We start from the raw sequence: 13,399 nt of genomic DNA on the forward strand, positions 1-13,399 counted from the left end.
ACAGACCTCACCCAGGGGGACTATACCTTCAGGAGCAACAAGGCGAACCAGGACCGCAGGTTCACGGTGCTCTTCGAGCGCGACCCACAGCTGGGTGTCGGGAGTTCAGACCTGAAGGGTATTTCAATCCATCCAAATCCAACAGATGGGATTTTGAATATCGTTTCAGAGAAATCTAACATTAAAGAAATTTCTGTTTATGGAATATTAGGCCAGAAGTTATATGACATAAAGAACAGTACAAGAAATTTCCAACTTGATCTAAGTAATTTGGACTCGGCTATTTATTTTGTAAACATTACTACCGAAGATGGCTCCATAACTAAAAGAGTAATAAAAATATAGAGCTAAAGGTCATAAACAAAATCACAAGAACACCCCTATCAGCTTTGGTAGGGGTGTTTTTTTGCATACAGAAAAGAATCTATATCAATAAAGTTCAGGTTGCTGTAGAAAAATGTGGAATTTTAATACCAACAACTGTTTTTCCATCTCAAATAGCAGCTTACTACTTATCTTCTAGAAAATTATATTAATTTTCCTACAGTAATTTAACAAAATAATTAAATTATTTTAATTACTATTGTTAATTAATCATAGATTTACCACCCAAATCTACCCTGCTTACCTGCTTTTTATAATTAAAATATTATGAAAAAGCAATACACTACCACAACAAGATTGTCCATTTTTTATTTGGTCTTCCTATTTTCAACATTTTCAATTGTTGCCCAAGTAGGGATTAACACAATCACACCAACAGCAGGGTCTATACTTGATGTATCCAGTGCAGATAAAGGAGTTCTTATTCCCAGAATAGACATTGCAGACTTAAGCACAATTGCCCCCATTACTGGCGGAGCTCCCAATGGACTACTAGTCTATAACACCAATACAACTACAGGCCCAGGACTATTGGTTTGGGACGCTACAGCAACTTCTTGGGTTTCGGTCGATGGCAATAAAGACTGGAAAAAGAACGGAAATGCAGGGACTACCGCAGCAACAGATTTCATGGGTACAACAGATAATGTCGGGCTAAGATTTAGAACTAATAACACCAATGCACTGGAAATAACTAATGCAGGAAGCTTTCAATTGTTTCAGGATGGGACGGCCGTAAGCCCAATTGTTTCCTGGAATACCGATACGGATTCAGGCATGTATCGTATTGGAGCAGATATAGTTGGCCTTTCAACTGGTGGCATAGAAAGATTTAGAGTTGGCAACAACGGAAACATCGCTATCAATAAAGGAGGAGCAGCCCTTAGCAGCCTTGAAACTGTAGAGGCAAGTGATACTCAGGGTGCTATCTTCTCAAATATCACGAACGTGGCTTCCAATTGGTCCGCAGTTGAAGCATTCAACCCAAATCCAGCTGCCGGAGCAGGCATGATAGCTACGGGCTACTATGGAATTTTAGCCCAAGGAGCTTTTGGTGCTTATGGATATGGTTTCTTCGGAATATACGGAGAGCCAGTTGATATTTCTTTAGACTGGGCAGGGTATTTTGCTGGTGATATTAATAGCGATCAGGATATTTACTATGCGGGAATGCTTATTAACACATCTGATGTGCGAGTTAAAAAGAACATAAGAAATATTGATAACGCAACTGCTACCATTAATAAATTACGTCCTGTAGTATACGACAAAGTGATTGATAAAAAGGACGTCCCAATAAAGGTCGCCTCACGCATTGAGCTTAAAGCCACTGGAAGGAAAGCCCCAATGACTCAAGAAAACGAATACGGCTTGATTGCCCAAGAGATCGAAGAAATTTTGCCTGAATTGGTAAAGGAAAAAAAGGTGGATTTAGAAAATTCAGAAATAAAATCCTTGAAAGGTGTAAACTATGTGGGATTAATTCCTATTATGCTCAAAGCTATTCAAGAGCAACAATCTGAAATTGAATTCCTGAAAAAAGAAGTCAAGACTTTACAAAACAAAATTGACTAAGAAAACAGCTTAGATATAACCAATAAACCCAAAAAAAGACCTCCTCTTACAATAGTCGAGGTCTTTTTCGTTTGCGTACGCTTCCCTTTCAAAACTTATGTTTCGGTAGGCAACATACTTGTTTTTATACTGAAACCATCTCACAAAAAATTCAGCACCGTACCATATGTAAAAAAAGACAACCAACAATTCGGCTTGTTGTAGTATGTGAATTCGCTCGTGGTTCAACATACGTTTATCCGTTTTCATCTCCTTTTTCCGAAGAATTACAAAGGGCCAAAGGGCAATCCCGTTAAAGCCTTTCCGAAGTAAAAATCTATTCACAACTACAATCACACCTACAAGATAAGAATTTGGTATTTTTGTTATATGCTATTCCCAAAGAAAAAGATAGAAATAGAAGAAGGAGATTACTACCTCACGCCAGAAGGTTATAGATGCTTTACAGAGCAATATCACTTAAAACGTGGTTATTGCTGTGAAAGCGGTTGCAGGCATTGTCCTTATGGATTTAATCCCTCAACTCCGCTCAGCAAACGCAAAAAGGATGAGAATAACTAAACTTCCCAACATCTAAACTCATTAACTTAGTATATGACATTCAAAGACGAAATTTTACAAGGCATCCCAAAGCAACTTCCAGAGGCAAAACCTTATGATACAGGAGTAAACCACGCACCCAAGCGTAAAAAAATACTTTCTGCTGAAGAGGAAACCCTTGCTTTAAAAAATGCCCTAAGATATTTTAACCCAGAGCATCACGCCACCCTCCTACCCGAGTTTAAAAAAGAACTGAAAGACTACGGAAGGATTTATATGTATCGTTATAGACCGGATTACAAAATCTACGCTCGTCCTATTGCCGAATATCCCGGAAAGAGTGAACAGGCAAAAGCTATTATGTTGATGATACAGAACAATCTGGACCACGCCGTAGCGCAACATCCCCACGAGCTCATTACCTATGGAGGCAACGGCGCTGTGTTCCAGAACTGGGCGCAATACAGATTGGTAATGCAATATCTTGCTGAAATGACAGACGAGCAAACCCTCGTGATGTATTCTGGGCATCCACTTGGGTTATTTCCTTCCCATAAAGATGCACCTCGTGTTGTCGTTACAAACGGAATGATGATCCCCAACTACTCGCAACCCGACGACTGGGAAAAATTTAATGCCCTGGGCGTTACACAATACGGCCAGATGACAGCGGGAAGCTATATGTACATTGGTCCACAAGGCATAGTTCACGGAACTACGATTACAGTTTTGAATGGTTTCAGAAAAATAAAAAAAGAACCCAGCGGAGGCTTATTTGTAACCTCTGGTTTAGGAGGAATGAGTGGCGCACAGCCTAAAGCAGGAAATATTGCAGGCTGTGTGACCGTATGTGCCGAAGTAAATAAAAAAGCAACCAAAACACGTTATAGCCAAGGTTGGGTAGACGAAGTGATTTCAGATTTGGATGAATTATCGGTTCGTGTACAGAAAGCTATCACAGCAAAAGAAACGGTTTCTATTGCCTACGATGGAAATATTGTTGACGTATGGGAGCATTTTGATAAAGAAAATATTAAAATAGATTTGGGAAGCGACCAAACTTCTCTCCACAACCCTTGGGCCGGCGGCTATTATCCGGCAGGATTAAGCTATGAGGAAGCAAACGAGATGATGGCAAACAATCCTGAGAAATTTAAGGAAGAAGTTCAAAAATCATTGAGGCGCCAGACTGAGGCAATCAACAAGCATACTGAAAATGGCACGTATTTCTTCGACTACGGAAATGCCTTTCTATTGGAAGCTTCCCGAGCGGGAGCCAATGTAATGGCGGACAATCCTGAGCTAGGAAGAGAATTCAAATACCCAAGCTACGTACAGGATATCATGGGACCTATGTGCTTTGACTATGGTTTTGGACCCTTCCGTTGGGTGTGCGCTTCCGGGAAGCCTGAAGATCTTCAAAAAACTGATGACTTGGCTTGTGAGGTACTGGAAAAAATCATGAAGAATTCACCTTCAGAAATACAGCAACAAATGCAGGATAACATCACCTGGATAAAGGGTGCCCAAGAAAATAAACTGGTCGTGGGCAGCCAGGCACGTATTCTATATGCAGATGCCGAAGGGAGGATGAAAATAGCCAGTGCTTTCAACAAAGCTATTTCAGAAGGAAAAATTGGACCAGTGATACTGGGTCGTGACCACCACGATGTTTCCGGTACCGATTCCCCCTACCGGGAAACCAGCAACATATACGACGGAAGCCGCTTTACGGCAGATATGGCCATACACAACGTGATTGGCGACAGCTTTCGTGGAGCTACCTGGGTAAGCATCCATAACGGTGGTGGTGTAGGCTGGGGAGAGGTGATCAATGGCGGGTTCGGCATGGTTCTTGATGGTAGTACCAATGCGCAACGCCGTTTGGAAAGCATGCTGTTCTGGGATGTAAATAACGGAATAGCAAGACGAAGTTGGGCACGAAACGATGAAGCTATTTTCGCCATTAAAAGAGAAATGGACCGCAACCCAAACCTCAAGGTCACGCTTCCCAATTTCGTTGACGAATCATTATTTTAAAAAAATTACGCTATGAGAATCTTTAAATTAACCCCGCTTTTACTGTTGTTCGTAGTATTTGCTTCCTGTACTTCGGTAAGGGTGGCAACCGATTACGACCGAAAAGCAAATTTCAGCAATTATAACTCCTTCGCTTTTTACAAACCGGGCATCGATGAAGCCCAGATAAGCGACTTGGACAAAAAACGGATCCTTCGAGCTATTGAAGCAAATCTTCAGGCCAAGGGAATGACGAAATCACAAACCCCTTCCCTTTTGGTGAGCATCTTTACCAAAGAACGTGAACGCGTAGATGTGTACAACAACAACTTTGGTTGGGGTTGGGGCTGGAACCCTTGGTGGGGCGGTCGCTGGGGAAATACCGTTTCCCGTTCTACTGAAGGAAGTTTATATATAGACTTGATAGACGCCAAAACCAACGAACTGGTATGGCAGGGCATAGGAAGTTCCCAATTATACACAGGTAGCGATATTGACAAAAGAGAGGCAAAAATCCGTGAAATAGTTGCTGAGATCTTAGCTGAATACCCTCCTGGGGTTATGGAAAACAACTAACTGTTACAACAAATTACGGCACATAAAAAAAGCCAATCAAAAAATATTGATTGGCTTTTGTTTTATAAGCTATACTACGTTGCTTTTTTAATTTTTGATGATCTTTTTTGTCGCTTGGCCCTCTTCACCTGTGATCAATAAGAAGTAGGCACCTCTTACCATCTCTGCCATAGACAACACTTTACTGGTTCCCATTTCTTCAATATCGATATTTTTAATCAATCTTCCGGAAACACTGTATACTTGGATGCTCTTCAAATTGAAATTTGAGGGATTGCTCAATGTAACAGTACCACTGGTTGGATTAGGATACAAGGAGATACTTTTGTTTGTAAAAATTTCGGTACCCAATACATCATCAACAGTAAGTTGGAAGCTACAGGTAGATTCATTTCCATATTCATCTTCTGCAGTCAACGTAATTTGGTGTGTCCCCACGGCAAGTTCGGTTCCTGGAGCAGGGTCTTGTGATGTCATTGTAACTGGGTCGGTACAATTATCTATTGCAGAGGCTTCACCGTTATCAAAATAATCTGGCAATGTATATTGTGATCCAGTAGCAACCTCAACTGCAGCATCTTGGGGGCAGGTAATTGTGGGAGCTATATTATCTTCAACCACGACAAGTTGTACACAAGTTTCCGTGGTGGTTCCATCATCTACAGTCCAAGTTACCGTAGTTTCTCCAATTGGGAAAACAGCGGGTGCATCGTTGGTCACTATTTCTCCATTACATCCATTGGTGCTAGCTGTCCCCAAAATAACTGCTGAAGCTGTACACATTCCTGCATCTGTCTCCACTACCACTGTAGCTGGACATGTGATTGCTATGGTACATGCATTTGGGTCTTCAGAGTTTTGGGCATATATTCTTTCACCGGCACCTTTATCCTCAATAAACACAACAACACTTTGCCCATTTACGGGTTTGGTATATTCAACCGCACCTTTATTTGCTACAAATGTAGCCAAGGGTATTGTTTCGGATGCCCATACAAAATCGCCATTTGCATCTAAGTACACTGCTTCCAATTCTGTAGGCGTTGCTCCGTTATTAAACCCGCTGTTCACTACAAACCAAGGGGTATTGTTAAATAAATGCATTTTTCCGGCCGGCACAGTTTCATCTCCAATAGCAAACACTTCTTTGGCTGCATCTGTAAATAACCTATTCCCGTTAGCAGTATCAAATTTCTGGATATAGGTGCCTGTCATGGATTGTCCGGTATTGGTATATCTAGAATTTACGTAAATAGTACTCTCGTCTGCAGTAATTGCGAGGTCTACGTTGGTTTCGTAATTCACATCGTCTGTTGCAAAGTCTGAACCATTTAACCCCCATGGCAAAGTACCATCTGGATTGATACGTTGTAAGAATGCATCGAAACGGCTTCCATTACTGCCAAAATAACTCATAAATACAGCGCCATCTCCTTGTGTTCCCGTATAGGTACGGTTATACAGTGTAGTTCTATTAGACAGTTGTGTATCGTTAGCCCATTGTGGGGCTCCGTCCACATCATATCGTTGTGCATAGAGATTAGAATTTACACCGCCTACCAATACATGGTGCACCAACATAAACTCGCCACCAGGCAGCTCAAAAAAGTTTGCGGGAGCCTTAAAGCCAGCACCAGTACCTATAGATTGCACGCTTGGCCATACTGCTGTACCTGTGCTATCATATTTTTGCATGACGCCACCGCTATTGCCCAACATACCCACAATTGCATCACCAGAGGCAAGTGGCAGTACGGTTACTAAAAAACCGCTACCTACACTGTTATTAGCCCATAAACTCTGCCCACTGGTATCAAGTTTATATACAAAAGCAGGATCACCCCCGCCAGTTCCTGTAACACCTACGTATAAGTTGTCGTTTGCATCTACTACGGTAGTCATAGTAACCGTAAATGTGCCCATGGGTATTTGGTCGCTTATGAGCATACCATCTGGCCCCAAGGTTTGGTTTCCATCTGCATCCAGTACTTGCATTCTAAGTTCGAAGTTTGTGGGTGCGGGAACTGATTTCCAAAAAACCACATAGGTTTCGCCCGTAGAGGTGCCCTTGGCATGCATAGTTCCAGCTTGTGTGTCTGCAACCAATGTGTTCACTGCGGTATCTGCGTTCCATTGTGCTTGTGCAGCTGTAATGACCACTAGGGCCAAAAATGTAAAAATTGTTTTCATGATATTCAACTTTTTTAGGTTATTGTTTTCTGTTCGTGTTTTCATTTTCTTCTAGTTTTTTCACGATCTTCTTGAGGGCATTTTTTTTGTCCTTGTTGTTCTCAAAAAGTTCGTCTAGCTCGTTTTTATCTTCTGTAATTTTCTTCATTTTCTATCTTGAAGTTTATAGCGCACCTGGCTTTGCTATTAATTCTGAAACAAATGTAAATGCAGAATGTTGCAATCAAAATTTTATAGCCACCACAAAAACACTCACAGCTAATTACTAACCATAGCAACACCACTCAATTATTTTCATATAATTGATAATCAGTGGTTTACGATCTTATAAAAAAGTAAAAATATTTCAGTCGAAACTGAATAAGTAGGCAGAAAGATCTGTCTCAGAATGTGTAATATCAAGTTTTTTCCGTAGTCTTGTACGTGCGTTTTCAACAGATTTTGCTGTCTGTCCCGTAATTTGTGCAATCTCTTTAGAGGTGAGGTTTAATTTTAAAAGTGCACATAAACGCTTATCCTTGGGAGTTAAATCGGGATGCTTAGTAATGAGGTTTTTATAAAAAGATTCGTGTACCTGCTCAAAACGCAATTCAAATTCCTCCCACAAATTGGTATTTGTATCTCTTTTCAGCCGTTTAACCACATAATCTATGGCATTTTGGGTTTCTCTTTTAGCCGCTTTTAAACGTACTGATTTTAGGTCTGTCAATATTTCTTCAATAATTTCGGTGCGGTGTAGTTCAATCATTGCTTTCCCTACCAACTCTTTGTTCTTTAATTGAAGCTGTGTGTTAAGTTCTTTTTGCTTGGCCGTGGCAAGTTGTTTTTCAAGTATGGTGTTTTTTAATTTTGCTCTATACCTAAGCAACAAGGCACCTAATATTACAAGTGCCACTAATAAAGCCAGTAGAATCATATAATTTCTAGCGCGTTGCTTTCCTTCTTCCAACTCGCGTATTTTATCCTTATTGCGATATTTTTCCTCAATGATAACTCGCTCTACATTTACAAGTTTGTCCTCTAACGCAAGGGAGTCTCTAATTTGGTTGAATTTTTCAAAATATGTTGATGCCTCCTTATATGCGCCTTTTTCTAACAAACTCTTATACACTAGTTCCACTGCATCTTGCTGTTCAAAACTAAATGGGGCCAGCGTATCATTAGCCGCCACTACTTTTTTTGCATACAACAAAGCAGAATCTAATTGCTTGTTTTCAGCATAGAATTGTGCCATTTCATTATTTAAAAACGAAACGGTTCGTACATTAGTTGTTTTTGAAAGTGTATTTAAAGCCTTCTGAAAAGACGCTCTCGCTTTATTCATTTCATTTTTCTTAAGATAGCTACGCCCAAGATTGGTTTGTACATAAATAGAGAGGTCTGGATTATTAATTTTAGCGGCTAATTGCTCTGCTTTTTCAAAATATGTCAAGGCCGAATCTGCATTCTTGCCAAGATACAGATTCCCCATATTGTTGAGAATCTGTGCCAAAACCAAAGAATCTTTTTGCGCTAACTGATATTGATACACTTTATCAAAATACGTCAAAGCACTCTCTTCGTTATTGCTCCTGGCATAGACGATAGCCAGATTATTCTCTAATCTAAAACGTTCTGAGGGCTTTTTATCTTCATAGTAATCATACGCTTTTAAATAATTTTCCAGTGCAATATCCAGCGCATCTTTGTTTGAATACATATCGCCAGCTACCATATTCACTTCAGCGAGTAAGGAATCGCTATTAGATGTTGTTGCAGTTTCCTTAGCAACATCAAGAAAATGTATTGCACGTGACCAATTAGAATGCTGTAATTGTTCGGCGATAGAGAGACTTAAATGTGTTTTTTCTACAGGAGAAGAAGCTCCAGCTAAACTATCTATTAAAACAGATACCTCATCTTGAGCCTGACTAACTTGAAAGCAACCTAAAAGCAATAATAAGCAAAATCGCATAGTGGTAATTGGACTGAAAAGATACAGAAATTTTAGTAGTTTAAAATCTCCTCAATCTTCACCCTTACCTTTTTAGTTGAAGGGATCATAGTCTCTTCCAATACCGAATTTAAAGGAATTGCTGGCATATTTTCTGAACCTATGAGCATTACAGGAGCATCCAATTCCTGAAAGCACTCCTCTTGGATTTTACCCTGGATACTTCGGGCAAATCCATTTTCAGAAGGTTCTTCGGTTACCACCAGTACTTTTCCGCATTTTTTGGCGCTCTTAAAAATAGTGTCCCAATCTATGGGATGCAGTGTTCGAAGGTCAACAATTTCAACCGTATCGGTCACACCTAACTCACGTGTAGCGTTATATGCCCAATGCACGCCCATTCCGTAAGAAATAATGCTTAATGTTTCCTCTTCTTCCTGTGGCCAGATTTCCTGCAATACCCACGCTTTTCCAAAAGGTAAGATATAATCTTCGGCAGGTTCCAGGCTGGTAGCGCCTTTGGTTCCTTTTACCTTACTCCAATACAATCCTTTATGTTCAAAAATCACTACCGGATTAGGATCGTAATAGGCGGCTTTCATCAAGCCTTTTAAATCGGCTCCATTACTTGGATACGCAATTTTTAAGCCTCTGATGTTTGTCACGATACTTTCAACCGAAGAGGAATGATAAGGACCACCACTTCCATAAGCACCAATAGGCACGCGCAAAATCATAGATACGGGCCATTTTCCGTTGGAGAGATAACAGCTTCGAGAAACTTCTGTAAATAATTGATTGAGACCCGGCCAAATATAATCGGCAAACTGAACCTCCACAATAGGCTTCAATCCTACGGCACTCATCCCCACGGTAGAGCCCACTATAAATGCTTCTTGAATAGGCGTGTTAAACACACGATTATCGCCAAATTTTTGCGCCAGGGTAGCCGCTTCTCTAAACACACCTCCTAGCCTACCTCCCACGTCTTGTCCGTACAACAAACACTCAGGATGCTTCGCCATTAATTCTTCAATAGCAAAGAGAGCACAATCTACCATCACCACTTTTTCTCCGCCTTCTGGCGAACGCTCTCCTACTTCTTGTGTAATTGGTGTTGGCGCAAAATCGTGTGTAAATAAATCTTCGGGTTTTGGGTCTTCTGCTTCTAAGGCACGCTTGAGTGATTTTTCAACTTCAGTTTCGATTTCGGTTTCGATTTCCTTTATTTCTTCTTCTGAAACATTAAAACTCTGAAGTAATTTCAACATTTTCGGATACGGGTCCCGGCTCCTTGCCTCGTCCAAATCGTCGCGATAAAATTCCATCCGAACGCCCGAAGTATGATGGTTCAGCAATGGAACTTTGGCGTGAATTAAAATAGGACGGCGCTCCTTCCGAATAGTTTCGATAGCGTTTTGTACCGTCGTGTAGCTTTCTTCAAAATCGGTTCCATCTATAGAAATGGCTTCCAATCCGTGGAATCCAGCGGCATATTCTGCTGCATTTTGAGCACGGGTTTCGGCTTCGTTGGCTGAAATATCCCAACCATTGTCCTGTACCAAATACAAAATGGGTAATTGCTTTAACGCTGCCATCTGGAAAGCTTCGGCTATTTCGCCTTCAGTTACACTAGCATCACCCAAGCTACAAACTACAATGGGCTGGTCATTGTGCACTTGTTTCGCAATCGGCTCATCCTGTCCTAAACTCTCCTTATACCAAAAGCCCATTGCAACCCCGGTCGCCGGAATCGCCTGCATCCCTGTAGCACTACTTTGATGCGGAATTTTAGGTTTGTCGTCATCCTTTAAACTAGGATGTGAATAATACGTACGGCCTGCAGAAAAAGGGTCGTCTTTTTTCGCAAGCACCTGCAACATTAACTCATAAGGCGTCATCCCAATTGCCAGTAACATCGAATCATCTCGATAATACGGAAACATATAGTCCTGAGGCTGCAATTGCATCCCAACGGCCGTTTGTATCACTTCGTGTCCACGCGAAGTGGCGTGTACATATTTTGATACCACCTTAAAATTCTCCTCATAGATTTCGGTCATTGCTTTAGCAGTGACGAGATTTTTAAAGGCTTTAAGTGTTTGTTTTTTAGTTATTTTCATACTCAGTCAATGCGCACTCGTTGCGCATTCGGTTAAATGATTTAAGTGCAATCTATTTTATGAAGGTCTCGACTGCGCTCGACCAGACAAGCTTAATACTTTCTATCCACATCAAACCCTTCCATATTATCTGCAATTCTTTTTAAGAATGAGCCTGCCAAATACCCATCTACAATTCTATGGTCAAAGGAAAGTGAGAGATACATCATACTTCTAATTTCAATAATGTCTCCCTCTTCTTTTTCGATAACCTCAGCGCGTTTCTTTATAATTCCTGTAGCAAGAATTGCCGCTTCTGGCTGATTGATAATAGGCGTTCCCATTAGACTTCCGAAGGTCCCAACATTGCTAATCGTAAAGGTGCTACCTTTTAAATCGTCGCCTTTTAAACTGCCCGCACGTGATTTTTCTACTAATTTGTTGGTCGATGCAGCTAATTCTTTCAAATCTTTTTTATCAGCATTCTTAACTACGGGAACGATTAAATTTCCCGAAGGCAAAGCGGTTGCCATACCGATATTGATGTCTTCTTTTACAATGATATTCTTTCCATCCAAGGAGGAATTTATCATTGGGAAGTCCTTAATGGCATTTGCTACTGCCTCGATAAACAGCGGAGTGAATGTTAGTTTTTCGCCGTTTTTCTCCTGGAACTTTAGCTTATTTTCATTTCTCCATTGTACCATATTGGTAAGGTCTGCTTCCACATAAGCCGTTACGTGGGGCGATGTATGTTTGCTATATACCATATGGTCTGCAATCATCTCGCGCATTCGGTCCATTTCCACAATCTTTCCCGTTCCCTTATCAAACTTTAAATCTGGAACCTGAAAGCCTGATGATTCTGCAACTGCTTGCGCAAATTGAAATGGTCTGCCTTCATTTAAATAATTAGTTACATCACTTTTCCGAAGCCTTCCGTCTTTTCCTGTTCCTGAAATACGTGCTAACTCCTCATACGAAATATGGTTTTTACGAGCCATCGCATCTACTAGTGGGGAAACGAAAAGGTTTTCGTTTACCTTGAATGCTTTTGAACTCGAACTCGAATTTGAACGAACTGGTTTTTTAGCTGGTTTATCAGCCTTCTCTTCAAAATTGACGTCTTTTTTTGCAGCTCCTTCTTTTAGTTCCAATACTGCAATCACCTCACCCACTGGTACAACATCTTTTGCCGAAACTTTATGCGAAATCATCTTTCCAGCACTGGGTGCAGGGACTTCGTTATCTACTTTATCGGTTGCCACTTCTACGAGGATATCGCCTTCTTCAAAGCTATCGCCTTCTTGTACCAACCAATTGATGATGGTTCCCTCTGTAATACTTTCGCCCATTTTGGGCATTTTGAATTCTGTCTTTGACATTTGTCTCTTTGTTGTCAGGCTGAGCCTGTCGAAGCCACAATTACAAATCGAAGGCACTTCGACAAGCTCAGTGTGACTTAAATTATTTACTATTTTTCGCTTTCATTTCCTGAAGCGTTTTATAAAAATCTTCTTGTTTTGGTCTGTCCTTCGGAACCGTTCTCAAAGGTTCCACTTCCCTTAAACTTTCGTGACAATCTGCCGGTAATTGCTGATACAGTTTAGTGCCAGCAGTTTTCCATTCAATCATTTCGTCACTTACTTCTCTAATTACCTTAGCGGGATTTCCGACAATTAATTGTCTGCGCTCAAACTTCATTTCAGCTTTTACAAACGCCATCGCTCCCACGATACATTCATCTCCTATTTCGGCATCGTCCATAATCACGCTGTTCATTCCTATCAAACAGTTTCGGCCCAAATTAGCACCGTGAATAATAGCTCCGTGACCTACGTGTGCACCTTCTCGCAACACAATAGATTTCCCCGGAAACATATGCACCGTACAATTTTCCTGAACGTTCACTCCATCCTCCAAAATAATCTCGCCCCAATCGCCACGTATCGCCGCACCAGGTCCAATATAACAGTCCTTGCCAATAATCACATTGCCCGTAACCGCAGCGAGTGGATGTACAAAGCTGGATTGGTGAATGACGGGTATGTGGTTTTTGAAGCTGTAAATCATTTTAGTG

At 40.9% G+C, this 13,399-nt stretch carries 12 protein-coding genes; 5 read left to right on the plus strand and 7 right to left on the minus strand.

Annotated elements, in window-relative coordinates; all coding sequences use genetic code 11:
* Positions 1-345: T9SS type A sorting domain-containing protein (locus tag C8D94_RS13585; protein ID WP_147278561.1), on the plus strand; the 345-nt coding region annotated here is incomplete at its 5' end.
* Between the two features lie 306 nt (positions 346-651).
* Positions 652-1,959, plus strand: a complete 1,308-nt coding sequence (locus C8D94_RS13590) for a tail fiber domain-containing protein (protein WP_115124515.1) — start codon at positions 652-654, stop codon at positions 1,957-1,959.
* Positions 1,960-1,968: 9 nt separating this feature from the next.
* Here the strand turns inward: C8D94_RS13590 and C8D94_RS13595 are convergent, their stop codons facing one another.
* Positions 1,969-2,283, minus strand: coding sequence for a hypothetical protein (locus C8D94_RS13595; RefSeq protein ID WP_317047737.1), 315 nt, complete (start codon positions 2,281-2,283; stop codon positions 1,969-1,971).
* 45 nt (positions 2,284-2,328) lie between these two features.
* On the opposite strand from C8D94_RS13595, the gene C8D94_RS13600 reads away from it, so the two are divergent.
* The 3 genes from C8D94_RS13600 to C8D94_RS13610 are packed head-to-tail and all read left to right on the plus strand — an operon-like array spanning position 2,329 to position 5,094.
* Positions 2,329-2,520 (plus strand): DUF5522 domain-containing protein, encoded by a 192-nt coding sequence (locus C8D94_RS13600; protein WP_115124517.1) that lies wholly within the window; start codon positions 2,329-2,331, stop codon positions 2,518-2,520.
* 33 nt (positions 2,521-2,553) lie between these two features.
* Positions 2,554-4,539, plus strand: coding sequence for a urocanate hydratase (locus C8D94_RS13605; protein ID WP_115124518.1), 1,986 nt, complete (start codon positions 2,554-2,556; stop codon positions 4,537-4,539).
* A gap of 12 nt (positions 4,540-4,551) precedes the next feature.
* The gene (locus C8D94_RS13610) at positions 4,552-5,094 is read left to right on the plus strand and encodes a DUF4136 domain-containing protein (protein ID WP_115124519.1); all 543 of its coding nucleotides are present in this window, start codon (positions 4,552-4,554) and stop codon (positions 5,092-5,094) included.
* An 87-nt stretch (positions 5,095-5,181) separates the two neighbouring features.
* Here the strand turns inward: C8D94_RS13610 and C8D94_RS13615 are convergent, their stop codons facing one another.
* From C8D94_RS13615 to C8D94_RS13635, 6 genes are all read right to left on the minus strand, one after another.
* On the minus strand, positions 5,182-7,329 hold the full coding sequence (locus tag C8D94_RS13615; RefSeq protein ID WP_115124520.1) for a T9SS type A sorting domain-containing protein: 2,148 nt from the start codon (positions 7,327-7,329) through the stop codon (positions 5,182-5,184).
* Positions 7,304-7,432: a hypothetical protein gene (locus tag C8D94_RS15515; protein ID WP_262510549.1), complete on the minus strand. Its 129-nt coding sequence runs from the start codon at positions 7,430-7,432 to the stop codon at positions 7,304-7,306. Before C8D94_RS15515 ends, C8D94_RS13615 begins: the two co-directional genes overlap by 26 nt.
* Positions 7,433-7,630: 198 nt before the next feature.
* Positions 7,631-9,238: a tetratricopeptide repeat protein gene (locus tag C8D94_RS13620; RefSeq protein ID WP_115124521.1), complete on the minus strand. Its 1,608-nt coding sequence runs from the start codon at positions 9,236-9,238 to the stop codon at positions 7,631-7,633.
* Between the two features lie 32 nt (positions 9,239-9,270).
* The gene (locus tag C8D94_RS13625; protein WP_115124522.1) at positions 9,271-11,340 is read right to left on the minus strand and encodes an alpha-ketoacid dehydrogenase subunit alpha/beta; all 2,070 of its coding nucleotides are present in this window, start codon (positions 11,338-11,340) and stop codon (positions 9,271-9,273) included.
* Between the two features lie 92 nt (positions 11,341-11,432).
* Positions 11,433-12,704: a dihydrolipoamide acetyltransferase family protein gene (locus C8D94_RS13630; protein ID WP_115124523.1), complete on the minus strand. Its 1,272-nt coding sequence runs from the start codon at positions 12,702-12,704 to the stop codon at positions 11,433-11,435.
* An 82-nt stretch (positions 12,705-12,786) separates the two neighbouring features.
* Entirely contained in the window at positions 12,787-13,392 is a 606-nt protein-coding gene (locus tag C8D94_RS13635) for an acyltransferase (RefSeq protein WP_115124524.1), read from the minus strand.
* Between the last annotated feature and the right edge of the window lie 7 nt (positions 13,393-13,399).

Source organism: Marinirhabdus gelatinilytica, assembly GCF_003353425.1.
Taxonomy (GTDB): Bacteria; Bacteroidota; Bacteroidia; order Flavobacteriales; family Flavobacteriaceae; genus Marinirhabdus; species Marinirhabdus gelatinilytica.